We start from the raw sequence: 22,777 nt of genomic DNA, 5'->3' as shown, positions 1-22,777 counted from the left end.
CCGTGGGGGGGTGGGACCGTCGAGGGCTCAGGTCAGCAGGAGGACCGCCAGGAACTGGACCACGGCGGCCACGCCGATGACGATGACCTCCAACGGCACCATCGTCTGCGGTCGGTCCTCGGCCCCCAGCGCGGCCGGGCCCTCCTCGTCGATCTCCTTGATGGGGCCGCTCAATGGACGCGCCTTGTAGCGCTCGGCGTCCTGACGCAGTTCCCGCGCGACCAGCTCCACCGGCCGCATCGTCGTCGGATCCCCGTCGTCCCCGGGGTCGAGGTAACCCGACTCGCGGCGCAGGTTCTCCCGGACCTTGGACCGTTTGGTCTCCCGCAGGGGCCAGGAGCGGTACACGCCCTCGGCGGTGTGCACCCGCAGCACGTCCACCACGTCCACCCACACCACGGCCGACCACGGGACGAAGATCTCCCGCACGGGGTTGACCATGCGGATGCCGCGCGGGGTGGAGACGACCCGGGGGCGCAACCAGGCCAGGTGGACGCCCGCGATGGTCACCAACAGCACCGACCCGGCGATCCAGGCCGTCCGGTCGGTGCCCCGCAGGACGAGGTCCACCAGCAGCAGGACCGCGATGACGATCCAGACGATCGCCAGCACCCGGGAGCCGGTGGAGGCGTGCGTGACGGTGGCGCTCCGGGCGCCGTCGCCGCCCTCGGCCATCAGCGCGTCGCCCACTTCAACTGCGCGAACCCGGGCTTGATGATGCCGTTGATGAGCGCCAGGCGCTGGTCGAACGGCAGGAACGCGGACTTCATGGCGTTGACCGTGAACCACTGGAGGTCGTCCCAGTCGTAGTCGAACGCCTCGCTGAGCTTGGCGAACTCCTCCGACAGGGTGATACCGCTCTGAAGGCGGTTGTCGGTGTTGACGGTCACGCGGAAGCGCAGGTCGCGCAGCAGCCCGATCGGGTGCTCGGCGATGGACGAGGCGGCGCCGGTCTGGATGTTGGAGCTGGGGCACATCTCCAGCGGCACGCGCTTGTCGCGCACGTACTGGGCCAGCCGACCCAGACGGGGCACGCCGTTCTCCTCGACGGTGATGTCGTCGATGATGCGCACGCCGTGGCCGAGGCGGTCGCAACCGCACCACTGGAGCGCCTCCCAGATGGAGGGCAGCCCGAACGCCTCGCCGGCGTGGATCGTGAAGTGGAAGTTCTCGCGGCGCAGGTACTCGAACGCGTCCAGGTGACGGGTGGGCGGGTTGCCGGCCTCCGCGCCCGCGATGTCGAAACCGGACACCCCGGCGTCGCGGTAGCGGACCGCCAGTTCGGCGATCTCCGAGGAGCGGGCCGCGTGGCGCATGGCGGTCACCAACTGACCGGTGCGGATGGTCCGACCGGCGTCGGCGGCGCGCTTCTCCCCCAGTTCCAGCCCTTCCTGGACGGCCTCGACGACCTCCTCCAAGGTGAGCCCGCCCTCCAGGTGCTGTTCGGGGGCGTAGCGCTGCTCGGCGTAGACCACACCGTCGGCCGCGAGGTCCTCGGCCGCCTCCGCGGCGACCCGCACCAGGGCCTCACGGGACTGCATGACCGCCGTGGTGTGCGCGAAGGTCTCCAGGTACCGCTCCAGCGAACCGGAATCGGAGGCGTCGCGGAACCACCGACCCAGCTCCACCGGGTCGTGGGTGGGCAGTCCCGTGTAACCCGACTCGCGGGCCAGTTCGACCACCGTGGACGGACGGAGGCCGCCGTCGAGGTGGTCGTGCAGGAGCACCTTGGGCGCGCGTCGGATCTGTTCGACAGTGAGTGGCTGGTTCATGCACTCAGGATGCCATTGGGGCGCGAGCGGACCCGACACGGCGACACGAAGTTGCCGAGAATCCGGCAGAAGCCCCTGATCCGGGCGGGAGCGCCGCCGAGGACGGACGCGGCCGGCTCAGGCCAGTGCCTCCCGGTCCGCGTGCAGGCCCTCGCGGGTGATGTCCCACAGCGCGGTGAGGGCGGTGGTGACCATGAAGCGCGTGCCCACGCCGATGGCGCGCTCGTCCACGTCGAAGGTGCCCCGGTGCAGGTCGAGCATGGGCCCGTCCCAGTCCGGGGAGTGGGTGCCCAGCCGGGCCAGTGCGCCGGGCGCGTGCTCCAGGTACCAGGCGAAGTCCTCGCCGCCCAGGCTCTGCGGGGTGGCGGCGACCGCGTCGGCGCCCAGGGCCAGGGTGACGGCCTCACGCATGATGTCGACGCTGGTGGCCTCGTTGATGGTGGGCGGCACCCCACGACGGTAGGTGACCTCGGCGTCGGCCCCGTAGGCGCCGGCCACCGACTCCACCAGGCCCTTGACGATGTCGGGGGCCTGGTGCCAGGCCTCGTCGTCCAGGCAGCGCACCGTGCCCTCGGCCACGGCGTCGTCGGGGATGACGTTGGGGGCCGAACCGGCGCTGACCCGACCCCAGACCAGGCTGAACCCGGCCCGCGGGTCGATGCGTCGGGACAGCGCGGCGGGCAGTTCGGTGACGACCTTGCCCAGCGCGTAGACGAGGTCGGAGGTCAGGTGCGGACGGGCGGTGTGCCCACCGGGGCCGGACAGGCGGACCATGAGCTGGTCGCAGGCGGCGGTGATGCCGCCGGTGCGCAAGCCGACCTTGCCGACCATGAGACGGGGGTCGCAGTGCAGGGCGAAGACGCGTTCCACGCCCTCCATGCCGCCCGCGTCGACCACCTCCACCGCCCCGCCGGGAAGCTCCTCGGCGGGCTGGAAGAAGAGTCGCACACGGCCGGGCAGCGCACCCGCACGGGCCTGCTGGGCGAGGAAGATCCCCGTGGCCAGCAGGACCGTGGTGTGCACGTCGTGTCCGCAGGCGTGCGCGACGCCCGGGACGGTGGAGTGGTAGGGGACGTCCTTCTCATCGGTCAGGGGGAGCGCGTCGATGTCGGCGCGCAGGGCGACGAGGGGGCCCGGACCGTCGCCGACGTCGCAGATCAGACCGGTGCCCTGGGGGAGTTCCTTGGGTTGTAGTCCGACCGCGCGTAGGCGTTCGGCGAGTCGACCCGTGGTGCGGTGCTCCGCGAACGCGAGCTCCGGGTGCATGTGCAGGTCCCGGCGGAAGCCCGTGAGCTCCCGTTCATGGCGCGCCAGAAAAGCGGTCAACTGTTCCGGCAGGTCACGTCCCCGCATTGGAGGGTCCCCTCTACTACTTCGCCCGTCGTTATCGCACACCGGCTCCGTCGCCGACGCCGACCGTGGCGCGTGTGGGGTCCGCGACGAACTCGGCCGCCAGGAGATCCACGACGTCCTGGAGCGAACCGCCCTGGGAGACGACCGCCCGCTGGCGTTCGTAGGAGGCGCCCTTGTCCAGGATCTCGGAGATCAGGTCCAGGTCCTCCGCGCAGCCCAGGCGGGCGGCGACCGGGGTCAACTCGCGGACCAGCTCGTACAGGTCGTCGCGGATCGGAACGGTGGTTCCGTGTGCGTCCGTGATGACACGAGCGTCGAGTCCGTAGCGGGTGGCCCGCCACTTGTTGTCCTTCACCACCCAGGACGGCGGGCTGGGCAAGCCGTACCCGCGGTCGAGCTGGTGATCGAACAGCTCCACCAGACTCTGGGAGAGAGCGGCGGCCATTCCCACTTCGCGCAAGGTGGGAATCCCGTCGAACATCCGGATCTCGATGGTGCCGAAATCCGGGTGTGGACGGATGTCCCACCACACTTCCTTGATAGAGGTGATGGTACCTGCCCGGTGAAGGGTTTCGAGGTATTCCTCGAAAGCGGGCCACCCGGAGAGGTTCGGCGGCGGCCCGCTGGTGGGGAGCGCTCCGAAAACGATGGACCGCGCGGAGGCGAGCCCCGTGTCGTAGCCGCCCCAGAAAGGGGACGAAGCGCTCAAAGCGAGGAAATGAGGGATGTACTTCGCGAGCGCGTTCACGATCGGAATGGCCTTCTCCTGATCGCGCACGCCGACGTGCACGTGGACCCCGCAGGTGAGGATGCGCCGCGCCAGCCACTGCATCTGCTCGACGAGTTCGTGGTAGCGCTCACCGGGGCTGAGGCTCTGGTCCCTCCAGTCGTCCATCGGATGGGTACCCGAGCAGGTCAGGAGGGCGTCGCGTGGCCCCAACACCTCCTGCATCCGACCGACGTTGCGGGCCAGGTCCCGTTTGGCCTCGTCCACCGTCTCGCAGATCCCCGTCACCACCTCCACCTGGGACTGCATGAGTTCGTGGCGCAACGGTGGAACGGCCGCGTCCGTACTGAGATCGGGGAGATCAGCGAGGAGTTGTTGTGCCTCCTGTCGCAGGTGGCGGCTGTTGCGATCGACGATCTGGAGTTCCCACTCCACGCCTAAGGTCGCACGCTCGGACGACTTGAATGCGATTCCCATCTGCCCTCCGCAAGGTGTGGACGACCGGTCGGCCGTCGCACCACTCGGCCCGGCGCGCCGGTCGACCGGGACACGGGAGCACTACCCACCGTAAGCGTTACGCATACGGACTCAACGATCAATAAACGGAGGAATTCACCGAACAGAACTTTTCCGGCCCTCGACCTCGTCCGATCCACGGCCCAGCAAGGACGCGGCACCCACCGCGGCCACCGTGGCGCCCACCAGCGACAGCCCCACGGCCAGGACCCGCCGGGCCCACCGACGCTCCGCCAGGTCCCGCTCGCTCGGACGCAGCACCGGGATCGACCGGGTCCACTCGACACCGGTCTCCTCCGGCAACGGCAGGGACCCGGTGTACGGCGGCGGCAGCGGCAGCCAGGTCGCCGTCCACGCGGCGCTGAACAGCACCACGCGCATCACCAGGTTGATCCACACCAGCAGACCGACCAGGACCGCGAAGGACGCGTAGAGCGGGTTGCTGAGCGTGCCCGCCAGCAGGGTCGCCGCCAGGTTCTTGAGCACCTCGAACCCCACCGCGCCGAGCAGCGCGCCGCGCCACATCGCCCGGGTGGGCCGGCCCGCCCCCGACAGCAACGCGAACACGAGCAGGAACAGGAACATGTTCACGCCGATCGCGATCACCAGCGCCAGGAGGCGCAACGCGAGGTTGGCCGGCAACGACCCGTCCAGGCCCACCAACGACAGGAGCCAGACCGTCGCGTTCTGCATGACGCTGGTGAAGGCGACCGTGAACAGCAGCGCGATGCCGAGTCCGAGCATGAACACCAGGTCGCCCATTTTGCGGAGCAGGTAGTTGGGGCCCTGTCTCAGGCTCTTCAACCAGATCGAGTGGAGCGCCTGCCGCAGGTACGACACGGCGTTCAGGCCCGCGTACAGCAGACCGAGCGCGCCGATGACGCTCGCGCCGACCCGGGCGTCGGCGATCTGTTCCATCGGCAACTGCTGGGACAGTCCCGGCAGCACCTCGTCCAGCGCCTGCTCCAGGTACCGGGTGAGCTCCACCTCCTGCGCCGCCAGGAAACCCACGACCGCGAAGGCCAACGCCAGGAGCGGGAAGAACGACAGGAAGGCGAAGTAGGTGACCGCCCCCGCCAACTGGCTGCCGTTGCGATCCGAGTACCGCTCGGCGGCCCGCACCAGGTGGTCGAAGAACGGGTACCGGCGCCGTAGCTCCCAGTAGGTGTCCATCGCCAGGTTCCGGTAACGAAGGGCCGCTTCCCCGGCCCGTTCCGACAGTGCCGCCATGCGTTCGCATCCTCCTTGATCGAGCGCCAACCTAAACCCCCCGGGTGGGGTGGGGAAAACCCCACGCCCGGGTGGTACCGAACCCACGGCAAACTTGAACCCGGAGTTCACCGAGATGACGGGGGTCGGGACGTGGGTGTCACCGAGGCGCGGGTGCGCGCGGTGCTGGGGGCGCGCGACGGTGGTCCGGTCGGGTCGTGGCCGGGGGCGGCGCCGGGACCGGCCTCGTTGAACGCCGGGTTCGTGAAGTGGTTCGGCACCGAGCCGGCGGGGCTGTGGCACGCGCCGGGGCGTCTCGCGCTCATGGGCGAACAGACCGCGGCCATCGGTGGTCCCGCCCTGTTCGCCGCCCTGCCGTGGGGGGTGACCGCGGCGGTCGGACCGACCGAGGACGGGCGCACGCGGACGGCGACGCCCCACGGGCCGCTGAGCGAGCGGCATCGCGCAGCCCGCGAGGTGGAGTCCGTCGCCGCCTCCGCCCGCGCCTGCGGTCTCCTGAGCGACGGACAGGGGCTGCGAGTCGTGTTCGGCGCGGACCTGCCCGCCCACTCCTCGTTGGGGTACGCCGCGGCGCTGGGCGCCGCCGTGACCCTCGCCCTGGCCGATCTGGCCGGGGCCGACCTGCCCGAGGACCTGCCGGTGGCCCGTCGGGTGTGCCTGACCGCGCGGTCCGGACAGGTCGTGCGGGTGAACCAGGGCAGTGGACGCGCGGCCTTGTTCCCGTTCGACCTGACCGCGGCCGACCTGCGCCTGGTCGTCATGGACACCGGCGCGCTCCCCCGGCGCGACCCGCGCCCGACGCGCGCGGCGGAACTGACCCGGGCGGAGGAGCTGCTCGGTCCGCTCCGCTCCATCCAGGACCTGCCGGCGACCCTGCGCGGGATCCAGCACCCCGTGCTGCGCGAGCGGGTGGAGTTCGCCGCCACCGAGATCCACCGTCTCAACGCGACGGTCGGCCTGCTGCGGACCGACCGGTGCGGCGAGGTGGGACCCGTCCTGTCCGCCTCGCACCTGTCCCTGCGCGGGTTCGACCTGCCCCTGCGCACCGTGGAGGCCGCGGTGGAGGCGGCCGCCCGGTCGGGGGCCCGGGGCGCCCGCATGACCGGATGGGCGGGAACCGCCTTCGCCCTGGTCCCGTCGGACCGGGTGGAGGACGTCGCCGCGGGGGTCCGCGAGGCCTTCCGAGGTCGGGGGCGCCCCGAGCCCCGGGTCCGGGTGGCGGTGCCCGCCGAGGGGGCCCGCCGGGTGGACTGATCCCCTCGCGTGGGAGCGTCCGGTTCCACCGTCCCGACTCCTTGACGGGGATCGAATCGAACCGGACTACCCTGTCAGCGATCACAAAGGACGAAGGTCCTGTAGAGCGACACACGGCGCGGAGCAGATAGGCGATTCCATGGCTGACCGACGACATCGGGGAGAACCCGGCTCGACCGGCGAGCACGACCGGGCCGGCGTGTTCCGGCGATCCGGCAATCCGGACAAGCCGGACGCCTTCGAGAAGCTCTACCGCTCCCGTGAGTCCGAGCAGCGCGTGGTCGGCGAGACACGGAGGCTGCCCCCCGCCGACCAGGTGCCGCCGCACCGCCCCCGCAGACGCCCCACCCACAGTGAGGGACGCGAGTACGACGGACGCGGCATCAAGCGCCGCGCCAAGGAACAGCGCCGGAAGCGCTTCCGCAACACCGCGATCATCGTGTTGGCACTGGTCCTGCTGCTGCCCACGGGCTTCTACCTGTGGGCGAACTCCCGGCTGGAACGGGTCGAGGCCCTGCAGGACTACGACGGCCGACCGGACCGCGCCCGGGGCACCACCTACATGATCGTGGGGTCCGACAGCCGTGACGGCCTGGACGACGACCAGATCCAGGAGCTGGCGACCGGTCGCGCCGAGGGCCGCCGCACCGACACGATCATGATCCTGTACATGCCGCGCGGGGACGGCGAGCCCACGATCGTGAGCGTGCCCCGCGACTCCTACGTGCCGATGGCCATCCCCGGATACGCCGACAACAAGATCAACACCGCGTTCGCCGACTCCGTGTGCGGTACCGGTGAGGACGGCGAGGAGGTCTGTGGTGGTCCCGCGCCGCTCGTCCAGTCCTTCGAGCAGGCCTCCGGTGTCCGGATCGACCACTACGTGGAGATCGGCATGGGCGGCTTCGTCGACCTGGTGGACGCCGTCGGCGGCGTGGAGCTGTGCCCCGAGGAGCCGATGGTGGATCCGAAGGCGGGTCTGGACATCGAGGCCGGGTGCCAGGAGATGGACGGCGGCACGGCCCTGGGCTACGTCCGTACGCGTGCCACGCCCCGCGCCGACCTCGACCGGATCCAGCGCCAGCGCGAGTTCTTCTCGGCGCTGATCCAGGAGTCGAGCGCACCCTCGACGATGTTCAACCCCTTCAAGGCGGTGCCGCTGGTGCTCGCCGGCACCGACACCTTCATGGTCGACGAGGGCGACAAGCTGCGCCACCTGGCGACGATGATGCTGGCCATGCGCGGCGGCACCCAGACCACCGCCGTGCCGGTCGGCGACACCCCCACCCTGGACGGTGTGGGCTCGGTCGTGCTGTGGGACGAGGGCAGGTCGGAGCTGATGTTCGACGCCATGCGCGAGGGCGACCCCATCCCCGAGGAGGCCATGCAGGACTGACCACGCCGACGGGTCCGTCGCTCCGTGCCGCCGGCCCCCGTCACCGCCCTTGGGGAGAACACCCCCGGCCGGTGCGGGGGCCGGCGTCGTGTGGGCCCGCCCGGACCGTGCGAGGGCACCGGGTGCGAGGCGGGGTCGAGCGGCGGGGGTGGAGAAAGGCGAAGGGCCCGTCACCGGAGTGACGGGCCCTTCTTCGTGACGTTCCGTACTGTGCGCGCCTACCCCCCAGCGGGCGCACGGCCGGCACGTCGGCTCGTGGTGGCCGAGGGGCGTGAAACCCGCTCTGGCCTGCCGGTTCGCACCGGCGTGACTCCACCATAGGTCAAAGTTCATCAAAGGTGCGAATCGTGTGCACGTGTCATACGTCGCACTAGGTGCGGGAACTCTCTCCCGCCTCCGTCATCCTCCCACCGCCGCTCTTCCCGTGGGACCCGAACACGGGAAACGCCCCGGGAAAGTTGACCCGAGGCGCCGGCACGAACCCACACGAAGGCGGCGTTCCGCGCGTCTCTCCCCACCGAAGCACCGGACACCCCCGACACGACGAAGCCCGGGCGCCCCCATGGGGACACCCGGGCGTGACCGGGATCTCACCGCGGGCGTCGGCTCATGACGCCCCCGCGAGGATCGACGGCTCGTGACTAGGCGAGGCGCTTGCTCAGGTTCTCGTCCAGCGCGGCGAGGAACTGCTCGGTGGTGAGCCACTCCTGGTCGCCGCCGACCAGCAGCGCGAGGTCCTTGGTCATCTGGCCGCCCTCGACGGTCTTGATGACGACGTCCTCGAGGGTGTTGGCGAACTCGACGACCTTCGGGGTGTTGTCCAGCTTGCCCCGGTGCTCCAGACCGCGGGTCCACGCGTAGATGGAGGCGATCGGGTTGGTCGAGGTGGGCTTGCCCTGCTGGTGCTGGCGGTAGTGACGGGTCACGGTGCCGTGGGCGGCCTCGGCCTCGACGGTGCGGCCGTCGGCGGTGCGCAGCACGGAGGTCATCAGGCCGAGCGAACCGAAGCCCTGGGCCACGGTGTCGGACTGGACGTCACCGTCGTAGTTCTTGCAGGCCCAGACGTAGCCGCCGTCCCACTTGAGCGCGGCGGCGACCATGTCGTCGATGAGGCGGTGCTCGTAGGTCAGGCCCGCGGCGGCGAACTCGTCCTTGAACTCGTTCTCGAAGATCTCCTCGAACACGTCCTTGAACATGCCGTCGTAGGCCTTGAGGATCGTGTTCTTGGTCGACATGTAGACCGGGTAGTTGCGGTCCAGGCCGTAGTTCAGGCTGGCGCGGGCGAAGTCCTCGATGGACCGCCGGAAGTTGTACATGCCCATCGCGACGCCGCCGGCCTCGGGGAACTCGGCGATGTCGAACTCGACGGGCTGGCTGCCGTCGGCCGGGGTGTAGGTCATGGTGACCGTACCGGGGCCGGGGACCTTGAAGTCGGTGGCCTTGTACTGGTCGCCGTGGGCGTGACGGCCGATGATGACCGGCTTGGTCCAGCCCGGCACCAGCCGCGGCACGTTCTCACAGATGATGGGCTCGCGGAAGACGACCCCGCCGAGGATGTTGCGGATGGTGCCGTTGGGCGACCGCCACATCTTCTTGAGGCCGAACTCCTCGACCCGGGCCTCGTCGGGCGTGATGGTGGCGCACTTGACGCCGACGCCGTGCTCCTTGATGGCGTTCGCGGCGTCGACGGTGATCTGGTCGTCGGTGCGGTCGCGCTCCTCGATGCCCAGGTCGTAGTACTTGAGGTCGACGTCGAGGTACGGAAGGATCAGTCGGTCCTTGATGAAGGACCAGATGATCCGGGTCATCTCGTCGCCGTCGAGCTCGACTACGGGGTTCTCGACCTTGATCTTGGCCATGGCTGTGTGGCTGTCCCTTCAGTCTTCGCTACCGCCTCGTGCCGCCCGGAGCCCCGGACCGGTCGATGTCCGGTGTCGGATGCTCCACGCGCACGGCGATCCCCTGATCCCGCCCGGTGTCCGTGCCACCCGGGGAGGCGGTGCTTGTATCGGTGTCGAGGTATCTCGACATCAAGCTTATTAGACGCTCATGAGGAGAGTTGCGGCGCCACCCAGGCCAGCACGATGAGCAGCACCGCGAGGGTCACCAGCGTGGCCAGGTCGACCCACCGACGGCGCACCGCCAACAGGCCGATCCAGTCCTTGGGCAGGAACAGTCGGAAGGTCGCGGCGAGCAGGAGCGCACCGGCGATGATGGCCGGCCCTCGTTTGAAGTAGGCCGCGGCCACGACCACGATCCCCGCCGCCAGAGTGGACAGCACGAGGGCGTAGGGCACCTGGGAGAGCCAGTACGGCACCTTCGGCCGTGGTGTGCCCCTACCGCCCCCGCCGTCGTCGGGTGCCTTCTCGTCCGACTCCGCCACCTCAGCCTGCCCCGCGTCGTTCACCGCGTACCGACCTGTTCGCTTCCGGGTTGTTCAGCCGCCGCGCGGCTCGTCCTCACGGTCTCCCCCGGCGTTCGGGACGGATCGACCACCCGAGGGGAAGGACACTGTCCGAAACCGGACGACACTCCCCCGTGGCTCGTGTTCCTGGCGGCTCCGGTCGATCCTCGCTGAGATCGGGTTCCACCGCCGGGAGGGACCGCGCCCATTGTAGTGTCCGCCCCCACCGACACCTCAGACCTCACCGAAACGGACTCGTCGCCCTCGGGTCGAGGGCGCGTCCGTTTCCCAATCCGGTTCGGTCACAAGACCGTATTTCCGCGCCTTATCCGTCTAACTCCGAAGTAAGCGCGTAGAACATGTACCAGCCGGGTAACCCAGTCAGGGATGAGTGCACCGGTGAGCGAGGACCCCCCATGAAGCCCACGCGACGTGTCGATCGAACCGCCACCCCACGACAGTCCCCCTTCTCGCACCGCCGCCCCCATTCGCACCGACCGCGCATGACCGGCACGGGAGGAGTCACCGTGGAGGGTCCCTACCTCCGGGTCGAGGAGACCGGGGACGTCTGCCCGCTCTCCGCCGAGGTCACCACCGTCGGCCGCGGTGAGGGCGCGGACGTCCGGCTCGACGACCAGAGCGTCTCGCAGTTGCACGCCGAACTCATCCGCCGCGGGCCCTACGTCTACGTGGTGGACCTGGGTCTGTCCCGCAACGGAACACGCGTCAACGGCCGGCCCATCGCCCGACGGGTCCTGGAGGAGGGCGACGTGGTGAGTTTCGGCACGGCGCGCTGCCGGGTCGGTGGACTGCCCAAGGAGCAACTGAGCCCGGACAAGGTGCTGCGGCGCGGCGCCGCTCCGGAGCTGACCCGCCGGGAACTGGACGTGCTCACCGCCTTGTGCCGTCCGGCCCTCTCCGAGGAGGCGTTCGTGGCCCCCGCCACGGCCCGCGACATCGCCGAGGCCCTGGTGGTCACCGAGGCCGCGGTCAAACAGCACCTGCTGCGGCTGTACCAGAAGTTCCGCATCCCCGAGGGGCAGAACCGACGCACCCGGCTGGCCAACGAGGTCGTGGCCCTGGGCCTGGTGCGCCCGATGCCCGTGGGGCAGGCACGACGGGCCGGGTGAGCCGGGGCCGTGTTCCCTCGGGGCCTGCGCCGCGCTCCGGCCCGTGATTCGGGCGCCTCGCGGCACGGCGGGGACCTTGGGTGCCCGAATGCACGGTGCCCGGTGCCGCTCCGTCGAGGAGCGGCACCGGGCACCGGCAGGGTTCAAACGGACGGACCGGCCTGTCGTTCGGCGGCCTCGACCACGTTGACCAGCAGCATCGCGCGGGTCATCGGTCCCACACCGCCGGGGTTCGGCGACAGGTGACCGGCGACCTCGTCCACACCGGGGGCCACGTCTCCGACCAACCCGGCGTCGGTCCGTGAGACGCCCACGTCCAGCACGGCAGCGCCGGGCTTGACCATGTCCGGGGTGAGGAGCCCGGGCACGCCCGCGCCGGCGACGATGATGTCCGCCTTGCGGGTGTGCTCGGCGAGGTCACGGGTGCCGGTGTGGCACAGGGTCACGGTGGCGTTCTCCGAGCGGCGGGTGAGCAGCAGCCCGAGGGGGCGCCCCACCGTCACGCCACGGCCCACCACGACGACCTCGGCGCCCTTGATCGGCACCTCGTAGCGGCGCAGCAGCTCCACGATGCCGCGCGGGGTGCACGGCAGCGGGGCCTCCTCCATGAGGACGAGCCGGCCCAGGTTGGTCGGTTGGAGACCGTCGGCGTCCTTGGTCGGGTCGATGAGGTCCAGCACGCGTCCCTCGTCCAGGCCCTTGGGCAGCGGCAGCTGCACGATGTAGCCGGTGCAGGCGGGGTCCTGGTTGAGTTCGTGGACCGCGCGCTCCACGTCCTCCTGGGTGGCGTCCGCCGGCAGGTCGCGGCGGATGCTGGCGATGCCCACCTGGGCGCAATCACGGTGCTTGCCGCGCACGTAGGAGTGGCTGCCCGGGTCGTCCCCGACCAGCACGGTGCCCAGGCCCGGGGTGACGCCGCGGGCGTGCAGCGCGGCCACCCGCCCGGCCAGGTCCTCCCTGATGGACTTCGCGACGGCCTTTCCGTCGAGAACGATCGCGCTCATGCGTGGCTCCTAGTGGAAGAAGTGGCGGGTGCCGGTGAAGTACATGGTCACGCCGGCGGCCTCGGCCGCGGCGACGACCTCGGCGTCGCGGACGGAACCACCCGGCTGGACGACCGCGCGCACCCCGGCCTCGGTGAGGATCTCCAGACCGTCGGCGAACGGGAAGAACGCGTCGCTGGCGGCGACCGAGCCCTTCACCCGCTCGGCGGCCCGGGAGACGGCCAGACGGGCGGAGTCGACCCGGTTGACCTGCCCCATGCCCACGCCGACGGTGGCGCCGCCGGAGGCCAGGAGGATCGCGTTGGACTTGACCGCGCGCACGGACCTCCACGCGAAGGCCAGGTCGGCGAGGGTGGCCTCGTCGGCGGGGGTGCCGGTGGCCAGGGTCCACGTGGCGGGGTCGTCACCGGGGGCGTCGATGACGTCGGTGTCCTGGACCAACAGGCCACCGCTGATCCCGCGGGCCTCCCGACGCGGCCCCCGCTCCTGGTCGGCGACGACCAGCAGACGGATGTTCTTCTTGCGGGACAGGGTCGCCACGGCCTCGTCGGTGAAGGCCGGGGCGACGACGACCTCGGTGAAGATCTCGGCGATCTGCGCGGCGAGCTCGCCCCCCACCTCACGGTTGGTGGCGATCACGCCGCCGAACGCGGACACCGGGTCGGAGGCGTGCGCCTTGCGGTGGGCCTCGGTGTTGTCGGCGCCCACGGCGATGCCGCAGGGGTTGGCGTGCTTGATGATGGCCACGCAGGGCTCGTCGAAGTCGTAGGCGGCGCGCAGGGCGGCGTCGGCGTCGACGTAGTTGTTGTACGACATGGCCTTGCCGTGCAGCTGCTCGGCGCCCGCCAGCCCACCGCCGGCACCGACCTCGGTGTACAGCGCGGCCTTCTGGTGCGGGTTCTCCCCGTAGCGCAGGGCGTCCTGGCGGGTGTACACGGAGGCGCGGAAGTCCGGCCAGCCGGTCTCCGCCGCCTCGGCGTCGGGGGCGTAGGCGGAGGCGAACCAGTCGGCGACCGCGGCGTCGTAGGCGGCGGTGTGCTGGAAGGCGCGACCCGCCAGTGCCTTGCGCCGGTCGAGGGTGAAACCGCCGTCGCGCACGGCCTCCAGGACGGAGTCGTAGGCGCCGGGGTCGACCACGATCGCCACACTGCCGTGGTTCTTGGCCGAGGCCCGGACCATGGCCGGGCCGCCGATGTCGATCTTCTCGATGCAGTCGGCCACGGAGGCGCCGGAGGCCACGGTGTCGGAGAAGGGGTAGAGGTTGACCACCACCAGGTCGAACGGGGCGATGCCCAGGTCGTCGATCGTGGCCACGTGGGCGGGGTTGCCCTGGTCGGCGAGCAGTCCCGCGTGGACGGCGGGGTGGAGGGTCTTGACCCGGCCCTCCATGATCTCGGGGAAACCCGTGACGGACTCGACCGGGGTGACGGCCACGCCGGCCTCGGTGAGAGTGGCGGCGGTGGAGCCGGTGGAGACGATCTCCACCCCGGCCTCCGCCAGGCCGGCGCCCAGCTCCGTCAGGCCGGTCTTGTCGTACACACTGATCAACGCACGCCTGATGGGCTGCTGGGTCACCGGTTCTCCTCTGTGTCGGTGCGGCCGAACCGCACGTGCCTGCCGTCGATGGTCCAGCCCTCGCGGGCGAGCCGGCCGACCGTGTCGACCAGCATCCGCCGCTCCACGATCTTGATCCGCTCGTGGAGCCCGGACTCGTCGTCGCCGTCCTCGACGGGTACCGCGACCTGGTCGATGATCGGACCGGAGTCGACGCCCTCGTCGAGGAAGTGGATGGTGGTGCCGGTGATACGGACACCATGGGCGAGCGCGTCGCGGACGGCGTGCGCGCCGGGGAAGGAGGGCAGCAGCGCCGGGTGGATGTTGACGGCCTGGTGGCGACCGACCACGGCGGGTCCGAGGATGCGCATGAAGCCCGCGGACACGACCAGGTCGGGTTCGTGTTCGGCGATCCGGTCGGACATCGCCGTGTCCCAGGCGGAACGGTCGGTGTAGTCGCGGAAGGGGACCACGAACGTGGGAACACCGGCGGCCCGGGCCAACTCGATCCCGCGGGTTCCCTCACGATCCGTACCGACGGCGACGATCTCGGCCCCGTAGGCGGGGTCCTTCGCGGCCTCCATCAGGGCGGCCATGTTGCTGCCCGTCCCCGATATGAGTACCACCACTCGCGCGGACAAAGCGTGCTTCTCCCTCATGTGTAGAAGAACGGTGCGGGGGCCACGGCCCCCACTCCCGGGGGCGCCGGGGGACGGCGCAGCATCCGGGAATCGCGTACACCCGGTCCAGATACCGGGCCTGGGTCCAGTGGACCCGTCCGCGTCCCCACCCTATCGGTCCGGGTAGCGTCTACCCCACGCGGACCTTGAGTACCACCCGCGCACACGACGATCCCCCGGTTCCGCCACGGTGGAAGCGGTCCACGGCGCCCAGCCCTGCACGGGTGCCATCGAAGGAGTGAACCTGTGACCGACAACAGCCCGGAGACGCACGCCGACGACCGACCCCCGAAGGTCGAGCGAGGCGGCCTGTGGGGTCTGTTCCTGGGGCTGGCCGGCCTGCTGTTCCCGCCCTACAGCGGGCTCCTGTCCGCGCTCGGCGTGGTGCAGGGCCTGCGGGCCCGGCGGGCCGCGCGGGCGCAGGGATCCACGGCCCCGGGCGCCCTGTCGAGCGTCGTCCTGGGAGCGGTGGGCGTCGTGATCTCCGTGGCGATGGTCTCGGTCCTGCTCATCTACAGCGACCAGGTCAGGGAGTACCGGGACTGCGCGGCCCGGGCGCACACGGTCTCGGCGCAGAAGGTGTGCGACGACGCCTGGGAGTCCGGGACCGGCCTGCCCACGATGGTCGTCGGCGGCTGATCACGGCCCCGGAGGTCGAGACGCGGGAGGCGCGCACACGCGAGTCCGGTTTCGGCCCCGGCGGTCACGTTCGGTGAGGGGCGGTGGGGTGACATCCCCGCCGCCCCTTTTGTGCGCCCGCGAGCCCGGAGTCCGACTTTGCCCCCGCCGTCATCGCTGGTCAAGCCGGCTTTCCGGACATTGGGGAGTGAGAAAAAGGACTGTTTCCGAGACCACCAGGCAGACCCAAAGGGATTACACTTAGTATGCAATCGTTTACTAAAAGTGCTGCCATGTCTGCGTGGAGAGGACCCGATGGACACCGATGTCCCCGGCTCGTCCGGACCGGAACTGAAGGAGTACACCGCACTCTTGAGGCGCCGCCGGCGCCTCGTGTGCGCCGGCGTACTCGGCGGACTGGTCCTCGCCGCCGCCGGAGCGTTCGCCGTGCCCTCCACCTACACCTCCGTCACCTCGGTTCAGGTGCACCCCACCGGGATGGCCGAGTTCACCGGTGAACAGTCGGGACGGCTGACCGGCGACGTCAACCTCGACAGCGAGGCCCAGGTGGTGCTCTCCGACCGGGTGGCCGGAGCCGCGGCCGAGGAGCTTCCGGGGGCGCCCACCCCCGAGGACGTGCGCGAACGCGTCGACGTGACCGTTCCGCCCAACAGCAACATTCTGGAACTGCACTACTCCGCGGGCACCCCGGAGTCGGCCCGGGAGGGCGCGGAGGCGCTCGCCGACGCCTACCTGGAGCAGCGCGGATCCCAGGCCCGGACGCTCATCGAGGGCCGATTGGAGGCGCTGCGCGCCGAACAGCAGGACCGGTACGACGACCTGGCCGAGCTGACCGGGCAGGGCACGGTCGCCGCCGGCGAGGACGCACGGGCCGACGCCCTGCGCCAGGAGATCAGCGACCTCGGCAACGGCATCAGCCCGCTGAGCGCCCTGCGCGAGACGGTCTCACCCGGGCAGATCATCACGCCCGCCTCGCTTCCGGAGTCGGCCTCCTCCCCGATCCTGCCGCTGTGGATGGTGGCCGGTGCCGCGCTCGGCCTGCTGGGCGGGCTGGCCGCGGCCGTGGTCCGTGACCGGGTCGATCCGCGCCTGCGCGACGTCGAGTCCACGGAGCGGGTCGGCGGGCTGCCCGTCCTGCTCGACCTGTCCTCCCCGACCCGGCGTTCCGGACGTTCCCCCGGCCTGCTCGACGACGCCTCCCCCGACGGCCAGCGCGCCAACGAGCTCGCGCACCTGGTCCGCGCCCGACCGGCCGCGACCGACGCGCGGGTCCCGGACGCGAACCCCGCCGACGCCGCGGACGACGACGCCCGCGCTCCGGGCCGGCTGATCGTGGTCACCGGAACCACCCCCGGTCGGGCCGGGACCGCCGCCGCGGTCAACCTCGCGGCCGCGCTGGCCCGTGGCGGCGCCGACACCCTGCTGGTCTGCGCGGACCCGCGCACCGACTCCGTGAGCGAACTCCTCGGGCTGCCCGAGGGGCCGGGCCTGGCCCAGGTGCTCATCGACGGGGAGGACCCCGCCGACCTGGCGGTGCGCCCCGCCGACGTCCCCCGGCTGCGGGTGCTGCGCCACGGGAGCGCCGGCACCGTGGCCCCCGTCCAGAGCGGAGCCGCCGAACTCGTGGACCTGCTGCGTTCGCGCGCGGAGTTCGTGGTCGTGGCGACCGTCTCCGCCGGTGAGCGCGCCGACGTGCACGCGCTGGCCGCCTCGGCGGACCTGCTGCTGCCGGTCGTGGAGCTGGGGCTCAGCCCACGCTCGAACCTGACCGGGCTGATCACCGCGGGCCGGCGCTTCGGGGTGCCCGTTCCCGGCGCGATCACGGTGCCCCGCCAGCCCGGTCCGGGGCCGGTCCCGGTCCCGCAGATGCCGGTTCCGCCGGCGCCGCGGCCGCCCAGCGAGGTGAGGCCCACCGGGACCGACCACAGGTCGCGCGAGGCCGCGCAGCCCGCCTCCGGTGCGGCGGCGTCGGCCGGAACACGGCGTTGACGGCCGGGGAAACGGCCGCCCAGGGGGCGGGTTCGACCGGTGTGACCTGGCAGATCGCGGCGCGGCGCGGGTCGGCCGCGGTCACCGGGTGGCCTCTGGTGTGGTTGCTCGCCGGGTACCCGGTGTGGTGGGCGCTCGGGATGGGACAGTTCGCGTACTGGCTGTTCGCGGTGCCGATGTTCGCGGAACTGGTGCGCCGCCACCGTGCGGTGGGGCTCCGGGTCCCGCCGTGGTTCTGGCTGTGGGCGTTGTTCCTGGTGTGGACGGTGATGGGCCTGGCCCTGGTGCCGTTGGAGATGCCCGGCGCGGTGCCCGACAGCGGCGGTTACGCGGGGGCCCTGCTCAGGGTCATCAACTACCTGGTGCTGACCGTCGTGATGCTCTACGTCGGCAACCTGACCGAACGTGAACTGCCGGTGCGTCTCGTGGCGGGCTCGCTGGCGGTACTGTGCCTGGTCACCATCGCCGGCGGATACCTCGGCATGCTCGCGCCGCGGTTCGAGTTCACCGCGCCACTGGAGTACCTGCTGCCCGGGGCCCTGGTCTCCGACCCCTACATGCAGACACTGATCCATCCGGCGTCCGCACAGGTCATGGACATCTTCGGGTACGAGTCCGCGCGCCCCAAGGCCCCCTGGGAGTACACCAACATCTGGGGCTACATGCTGTCCCTGCTTTTGGTGTGGCTGGTGGTGGCCTGGGTGGTGCAGGGAGCCGGGTGGGCGCGCTGGGGTGCGCTGTTCGCCGCCGCCCTGTCGGTGGCCCCGATCGTGTACTCCCTGAACCGCGCCCTGTGGGCCGGTCTCGCTCTGTCACTGGCCTTCGGCGCCGCGCAGGCGGTGCGTCGGGGGCGGGTGGTGCTGGTCGGCACCGGTGCCGTCGCCGTGGTCGCGCTGCTCATCGCCCTGGCGGCGTCCCCGCTGGCGGACGTGGTGCGCGCCCGCGCCGACAACCCGCACAGCGACGACGGACGGGCGGCCACCAACGCCGCCTCGGTCGAGGCCGCCGACCTGTCGCCGGTCGTGGGGTGGGGCACCACCCGCGAGGGGCTGGGCAGCTCCGACTCGATCGCCATCGGTCCGAGCGCGGAGTGCCCGGGCTGCGGTCAGCACGTCATCGGCAACGCGGGGCAGCTGTGGATGACGCTCATCGCCTCCGGGTGGGTCGGAACGGCCCTGTTCGTCGCGTTCTTCGCGTTGGTGGCCTGGCGCTACCGGGCCGCGGTCACCGTGGTCGGGCAGGCGGCCCTGCTCACCGTGCTTCTTCTGTTCTGGTACATGTTCTTCTACGTCGCGCTCATGTCCCCGCTCGCCGTCACCATGATCGCCGTCGCCCTGTTGTGGCGCGTCGAGGAACCACGGGTGGTCGCGGGCCGGACGGCGCGTACAGGGGGTGCCTTGTGAGGACCGAGACCACCTACCTGACCGACCTGGCCGCGGTGCTGTGGCCTTGCGGCGGCCTGCTCGGGCACGGGGACGGCAGCATGCGGCGCATGGCGCCCCTCCACCGGGGCAATCAGTACCTGCCGGTGCCCAACGCGCACAACCCCCGGGTGATCCTGCCCGCGGGCAACCGTTCGGCGGCGACCCGGGGCATCACCTCGTTCGCCCAGGGGCACTCCCTCAAGGAGCGGCTGCGCACCCTGTTGTTGACGGGCGCGTTCGCCAGCGGGGTCGCTCCGCTGCTGCTGCGGGACCGTCTCTACGTGGGTGCGGGACCGGGGATCGAGCACGCGCTGTCCACCGCGCTCGATCGGGAACTGGCCATCGCCATCCACGTGGGTCCGCCGCGCGCCAACCGCAAACCGGTCCTGTTGCTGCTCACCCCGGGTGGGCGGACGATCGGGTACGCCAAGGTCGCCGTCAACGAGCTGACCGGGCGGCTGGTGCGGGCCGAGACCCGGGCACTGCGCCATCTGGCGGAGAGACCGATGCGGGACGTGACCGTACCCCGCCTGCTCTACGACGGCGAGTGGAACGGGCAGCCCCTGATGGTCCAGGAGGCGCTGCCCGTGGGCGACCAGACGGATCGCCCCACCCGCCGCCAACTCCTGCGCTGTGTCACCCAGATCGTCACCCTGGCCCCGGTACGGGAACGGCGCCTGTCGGTGAGCCCGTACCGACGCGCCCTGGACGAACGCATCGCCAAGCTCGGCTCCCGACCCGAGGCCGCACCGCTGCGCGCGGCACTGCACCGGCTTCCGGACGTGCACCTGCCCTTCGGTGCCTGGCACGGTGACCTGACCCGGTGGAACATCGCCGGCACGGCGCGGCGCTCGTTCGTGTGGGACTGGGAGCGCCTGGCCATGGACGCGCCCGCCGGCTTCGACGCCCTGCACTACGACCTCAACGAGTGCGTACAGGCGGGCGTGCACCCGGGGGTGCACCGCTGGTTGGACAGCGGCGCGCGCCTGCTGCGCGATCCCCTCATGGCCGAGCACGGGCTGCGCCCGCACACGGTGTCGACCGTGATGGCGCTGTACCTGATCGACCTGGCCACCCGCTACCTGCAGGACCGGCAGGCGGAGAGCGGTGGCCACCTCGCTTCGGTGGACGACTGGCTGCTCCCCGCGTTGGAGGGACTCCAGGAGCGCGCCGCCCACGAGGCCGCCCACGCCGGCTGACGCGACGCCGCCCACACCGCCCGGACCGGCCCCACCGTCCGCGCCACCCACCCACACCGAAGGAGCCCGTGATGTCCCCGGACACCTCTGCGCTGACCCGCCTGGCCGTCCCTGCCAGACAGGCCCTGCTGCCGCTCGCCGACGGCCTGGGCGGGCTGACCCGCCACGCGCGGGCGCTGCCCGACTTCCTCATCTGCGGCGCCCAGCGTTCGGGGACGACCTCCCTGTTCAAGTCCCTGAGCCGACACCCGGCGGTGACCGGCCCGGTCCTGCGCAAGGGCGTCCACTACTTCGACACCGGACACCACCGCGGTCTGGACTGGTACCGCTCGCACTTCCCGTTGCGCGGCGGTCTGCGCGCCCGATGGGGCCGGCCCCGGACCCGGGTGTTCGAGTCCAGCCCGTACTACCTGTTCCACCCCCTGGCTCCGGAGCGGATCGCCCGTGAGCTGCCGGAGGGCAAGGTGGTCGTGATCCTGCGCGACCCGGTGGAACGGGCCTACTCGGCGCACGCCCACGAGACGGCTCGGGGCTTCGAGACGGCGCCCTTCGCGCGCGCGATCGAGTGGGAGGAGGACCGACTGGCCGGGGAGGAGGAACGCATGATCGCCGACCCGGGCCACTACTCCCACTCCCACCAGCACCACGGGTACGTGGCACGCGGGCACTACGTGGACCAGCTCGTGCGCATGGAACGTCACCTGGGCCGCGAACGCCTGCACGTGGTCGACTACGCGGACCTGTTCGACGGCACCTCCCGGGCCCTGGAGGAGATCATCCGCTTCCTGGAGCTACCGCCCGCGCCGATGGTCCCGCCCGGCCGGCACAACGCCCGGAAGCGGGCGATGATGCCCGAACCCCTGCGCGCCGAACTGACCTCGCGGTTCACCGACAGCGACGCCCGCCTCGCCGACTGGTGGGGGCGCACACCGTCGTGGTGCACGTGACCACCTCCGCGCACGGCTCCGACACCGGGGTCCGCCGTGTCCTGCGCGGCGGGGTGGTGAACATGGCCGGCGCGGTGGTGGGCGCCGCGCTCAACCTCGCCCTGATCATCGCGATCACCCGGGCGTTCTCCCAGGAGACGGCGGGGCTGCTGTTCTTCGCCACCTCGGTGTTCCTGATCCTAGCGGCGATGGCGAACCTGGGCGCCCCGGACGGGCTGGTGTACTTCATCGCCCGGATGCGCGTGTTCGGGCGGCCCGGCGGCGTGCCCGCGCTGCTGCGGCTGGCCATGGGCCCCGCCGTGGCGACGTCGCTGGTGTCGGCGGCGCTGCTGCTGGTGTTCGCCCGGCCGTTGGCCGAGGCCCTGGGGCCGGAGGAGGCGGCCACCTACCTCCGGCTGCTCGCGGTGTTCCTGCCGTTCGCGGTGCTGACCGACTCCGCGTTGGCGGCGACCCGGGCCCATCACGACATGACGGCGACCGCGTTGGTGGACAAGGTCGGCCGACCGTCGGCGCAACTGGCGCTGGTGGGGTTGATCGTCCTGAGCGGGTCTGGGGGACTGCTCGCGCTCGCCTGGGCCGGCCCCTACCTGCCCGCGGCGGTGCTGGCCTGGTTCTGGGCGGGTCGGATCATCCGCCGGTCGGCCCCCGTGCCGGACGGGACGTTCTCGGAGGCCCCGGCCGTCCCGGACGACGCCACGACGCACGGTCCGCCGGACCGACGGACGCACCCGGTCACCCCGGCGGTGTTCTGGGCCTTCGCCCTGCCCCGGGCCCTGGGCGGGGTGGCCCAGATGGGGGTGCAGCGCGGCGGGGTGGTGATGGTGGCGCTGCTGAACGGCCTGACCGGCGCGGCGGTGTTCACCGCCGCGACGCGGATCATGGTCGTGGGGCAGTTCGGCACCCAGGCGGTGCTGAACGCGGCGCAACCGCGCTTCGCCGAACTGCTGGCCTCCCGCGACCACGCCGGAGTGCGCTCCCTCTACCAGGCGGGGACCGCCTGGTTGGTGTGCCTGACCTGGCCGCTCTACCTGTCGGCCCTGGTGTTCGCCCCCGAGGTCATGCGGCTGTTCGGCGCCGAGTACGCCGCCGGCGCGACGGTGCTGGTGGTGGTGTGCGCCGGGCAGCTCGTCGCGTCCGTTCTGGGCATGGGCGACCTCGTCCTCACCATGACCGGTCGCACCGGACTGAACCTGGCCAACAACCTCCTGTCGCTGCTGGTCAACCTCGGCCTGTGCGTACTGTTGGCGCCCTCCTACGGTGCGCCTGGGGCGGCGGTGGCCCTGGTGGCCGCCGTGCTGGTCCGCAAGGTGCTGCCACTGTGGCAACTGCGGTCGCTGGTGGCACTGCACCCGGTGAGTCGGCCGGTGTTGGTGGCCGTCGGAGGCGCCTCGCTCTGGTTCGGCGCGGTGCCGCTCCTGGCCGGGGCCGTCGTCGGAGGCGGCCTCCCCACCCTCGTCCTCGCCGTTTCCGTGGGCGCGCTCGGGCACCTGGCCTCGGTCTGGTGGCTGCGCGACCACCTGGAACTCCGTTTGCGCGGGTGAACCGCGCACTTCCCGGCC

19 protein-coding genes are annotated in these 22,777 nt (G+C 71.5%); 9 read left to right on the top strand and 10 right to left on the bottom strand.

From position 1 onward, the window contains the following. Positions 1-27: 27 nt before the first annotated feature. The 5 genes from DSY14_RS05960 to DSY14_RS05940 form a co-directional block, all read right to left on the bottom strand. On the bottom strand, positions 28-675 hold the full coding sequence (locus DSY14_RS05960; RefSeq protein WP_211715448.1) for a PH domain-containing protein: 648 nt from the start codon (positions 673-675) through the stop codon (positions 28-30). Further along, positions 675-1,772 carry an adenosine deaminase gene (locus DSY14_RS05955; protein WP_211715440.1) on the bottom strand — a complete coding sequence of 366 codons (1,098 nt, stop codon included), beginning with the start codon at positions 1,770-1,772 and terminating at the stop codon, positions 675-677. The genes DSY14_RS05960 and DSY14_RS05955 overlap by 1 nt, the downstream gene beginning before the upstream one ends. A 117-nt stretch (positions 1,773-1,889) precedes the next feature. Continuing rightward, positions 1,890-3,125 carry a M20 family metallopeptidase gene (locus DSY14_RS05950; RefSeq protein ID WP_211715439.1) on the bottom strand — a complete coding sequence of 412 codons (1,236 nt, stop codon included), beginning with the start codon at positions 3,123-3,125 and terminating at the stop codon, positions 1,890-1,892. A gap of 31 nt (positions 3,126-3,156) precedes the next feature. Beyond that, positions 3,157-4,329, bottom strand: coding sequence for a glutamate--cysteine ligase (locus DSY14_RS05945; protein WP_211715438.1), 1,173 nt, complete (start codon positions 4,327-4,329; stop codon positions 3,157-3,159). A gap of 135 nt (positions 4,330-4,464) precedes the next feature. Then, the gene (locus DSY14_RS05940; protein ID WP_211715437.1) at positions 4,465-5,598 is read right to left on the bottom strand and encodes a YihY/virulence factor BrkB family protein; all 1,134 of its coding nucleotides are present in this window, start codon (positions 5,596-5,598) and stop codon (positions 4,465-4,467) included. Between the two features lie 132 nt (positions 5,599-5,730). On the opposite strand from DSY14_RS05940, the gene DSY14_RS05935 reads away from it, so the two are divergent. Both DSY14_RS05935 and DSY14_RS05930 read left to right on the top strand, forming a co-directional pair. After that, on the top strand, positions 5,731-6,852 hold the full coding sequence (locus DSY14_RS05935) for a galactokinase family protein (RefSeq protein WP_211715436.1): 1,122 nt from the start codon (positions 5,731-5,733) through the stop codon (positions 6,850-6,852). Positions 6,853-6,991: 139 nt separating this feature from the next. Next, positions 6,992-8,248 carry an LCP family protein gene (locus DSY14_RS05930; protein WP_211715435.1) on the top strand — a complete coding sequence of 419 codons (1,257 nt, stop codon included), beginning with the start codon at positions 6,992-6,994 and terminating at the stop codon, positions 8,246-8,248. A 641-nt stretch (positions 8,249-8,889) separates the two neighbouring features. Here DSY14_RS05930 and DSY14_RS05925 read toward each other — a convergent pair. Beyond that, positions 8,890-10,107, bottom strand: a complete 1,218-nt coding sequence (locus tag DSY14_RS05925; protein ID WP_211715434.1) for an NADP-dependent isocitrate dehydrogenase — start codon at positions 10,105-10,107, stop codon at positions 8,890-8,892. A gap of 188 nt (positions 10,108-10,295) precedes the next feature. After that, positions 10,296-10,655 carry a DUF3017 domain-containing protein gene (locus DSY14_RS05920; protein ID WP_211715433.1) on the bottom strand — a complete coding sequence of 120 codons (360 nt, stop codon included), beginning with the start codon at positions 10,653-10,655 and terminating at the stop codon, positions 10,296-10,298. A 524-nt stretch (positions 10,656-11,179) separates the two neighbouring features. On the opposite strand from DSY14_RS05920, the gene DSY14_RS05915 reads away from it, so the two are divergent. Continuing rightward, a complete protein-coding gene (locus DSY14_RS05915) occupies positions 11,180-11,782 on the top strand; it encodes an FHA domain-containing protein (protein ID WP_211715432.1) in 603 nt (200 codons plus the stop codon). 143 nt (positions 11,783-11,925) lie between these two features. Here the strand turns inward: DSY14_RS05915 and DSY14_RS05910 are convergent, their stop codons facing one another. From DSY14_RS05910 to purN, 3 genes are read right to left on the bottom strand one after another with little or no spacing between them, the layout of a single operon-like run. Further along, a complete protein-coding gene (locus DSY14_RS05910) occupies positions 11,926-12,786 on the bottom strand; it encodes a bifunctional methylenetetrahydrofolate dehydrogenase/methenyltetrahydrofolate cyclohydrolase (RefSeq protein WP_211715431.1) in 861 nt (286 codons plus the stop codon). A 9-nt stretch (positions 12,787-12,795) separates the two neighbouring features. Next, positions 12,796-14,361 (bottom strand): bifunctional phosphoribosylaminoimidazolecarboxamide formyltransferase/IMP cyclohydrolase, encoded by a 1,566-nt coding sequence (gene purH, locus DSY14_RS05905; protein ID WP_211715430.1) that lies wholly within the window; start codon positions 14,359-14,361, stop codon positions 12,796-12,798. Further along, complete coding sequence (gene purN / locus DSY14_RS05900; protein ID WP_211715447.1) at positions 14,358-14,969, bottom strand: phosphoribosylglycinamide formyltransferase; 612 nt, start codon at positions 14,967-14,969, stop codon at positions 14,358-14,360. The genes purH and purN overlap by 4 nt, the downstream gene beginning before the upstream one ends. Before the next feature lie 297 nt (positions 14,970-15,266). Here purN and DSY14_RS05895 point away from each other — a divergent pair, with 297 nt between their 5' ends. From DSY14_RS05895 to DSY14_RS05870, 6 genes are all read left to right on the top strand, one after another. Beyond that, complete coding sequence (locus DSY14_RS05895) at positions 15,267-15,659, top strand: DUF4190 domain-containing protein (RefSeq protein WP_211715429.1); 393 nt, start codon at positions 15,267-15,269, stop codon at positions 15,657-15,659. A gap of 294 nt (positions 15,660-15,953) precedes the next feature. Further along, positions 15,954-17,648, top strand: coding sequence for a Wzz/FepE/Etk N-terminal domain-containing protein (locus DSY14_RS05890; protein ID WP_211715428.1), 1,695 nt, complete (start codon positions 15,954-15,956; stop codon positions 17,646-17,648). A 140-nt stretch (positions 17,649-17,788) separates the two neighbouring features. Continuing rightward, a complete protein-coding gene (locus DSY14_RS05885; RefSeq protein WP_249187389.1) occupies positions 17,789-19,051 on the top strand; it encodes a ligase in 1,263 nt (420 codons plus the stop codon). Continuing rightward, positions 19,048-20,271, top strand: a complete 1,224-nt coding sequence (locus tag DSY14_RS05880) for a phosphotransferase (RefSeq protein ID WP_211715426.1) — start codon at positions 19,048-19,050, stop codon at positions 20,269-20,271. The genes DSY14_RS05885 and DSY14_RS05880 overlap by 4 nt, the downstream gene beginning before the upstream one ends. Before the next feature lie 71 nt (positions 20,272-20,342). Then, entirely contained in the window at positions 20,343-21,218 is an 876-nt protein-coding gene (locus DSY14_RS05875) for a sulfotransferase (protein WP_211715425.1), read from the top strand. Continuing rightward, complete coding sequence (locus DSY14_RS05870; protein WP_211715424.1) at positions 21,188-22,759, top strand: lipopolysaccharide biosynthesis protein; 1,572 nt, start codon at positions 21,188-21,190, stop codon at positions 22,757-22,759. The genes DSY14_RS05875 and DSY14_RS05870 overlap by 31 nt, the downstream gene beginning before the upstream one ends. The last annotated feature ends 18 nt before the right edge of the window (positions 22,760-22,777 follow it).

This window comes from Nocardiopsis sp. MG754419, from assembly GCF_018207095.1.
Taxonomy (GTDB): domain Bacteria; phylum Actinomycetota; class Actinomycetes; order Streptosporangiales; family Streptosporangiaceae; genus Nocardiopsis.
This window is presented reverse-complemented; position numbering and strand designations above follow the sequence as displayed.

Coding starts and splice junctions, on each gene's coding strand:
- DSY14_RS05960 (WP_211715448.1), bottom strand. CDS start 675: ATGGCCGAGGGCGGCGACGGCGCCCGGAGCGCCACCGTCACGCACGCC.
- DSY14_RS05955 (WP_211715440.1), bottom strand. CDS start 1,772: ATGAACCAGCCACTCACTGTCGAACAGATCCGACGCGCGCCCAAGGTG.
- DSY14_RS05950 (WP_211715439.1), bottom strand. CDS start 3,125: ATGCGGGGACGTGACCTGCCGGAACAGTTGACCGCTTTTCTGGCGCGC.
- DSY14_RS05945 (WP_211715438.1), bottom strand. CDS start 4,329: ATGGGAATCGCATTCAAGTCGTCCGAGCGTGCGACCTTAGGCGTGGAG.
- DSY14_RS05940 (WP_211715437.1), bottom strand. CDS start 5,598: ATGGCGGCACTGTCGGAACGGGCCGGGGAAGCGGCCCTTCGTTACCGG.
- DSY14_RS05930 (WP_211715435.1), top strand. CDS start 6,992: ATGGCTGACCGACGACATCGGGGAGAACCCGGCTCGACCGGCGAGCAC.
- DSY14_RS05925 (WP_211715434.1), bottom strand. CDS start 10,107: ATGGCCAAGATCAAGGTCGAGAACCCCGTAGTCGAGCTCGACGGCGAC.
- DSY14_RS05910 (WP_211715431.1), bottom strand. CDS start 12,786: ATGAGCGCGATCGTTCTCGACGGAAAGGCCGTCGCGAAGTCCATCAGG.
- DSY14_RS05890 (WP_211715428.1), top strand. CDS start 15,954: ATGGACACCGATGTCCCCGGCTCGTCCGGACCGGAACTGAAGGAGTAC.
- DSY14_RS05885 (WP_249187389.1), top strand. CDS start 17,789: ATGGGACAGTTCGCGTACTGGCTGTTCGCGGTGCCGATGTTCGCGGAA.
- DSY14_RS05875 (WP_211715425.1), top strand. CDS start 20,343: ATGTCCCCGGACACCTCTGCGCTGACCCGCCTGGCCGTCCCTGCCAGA.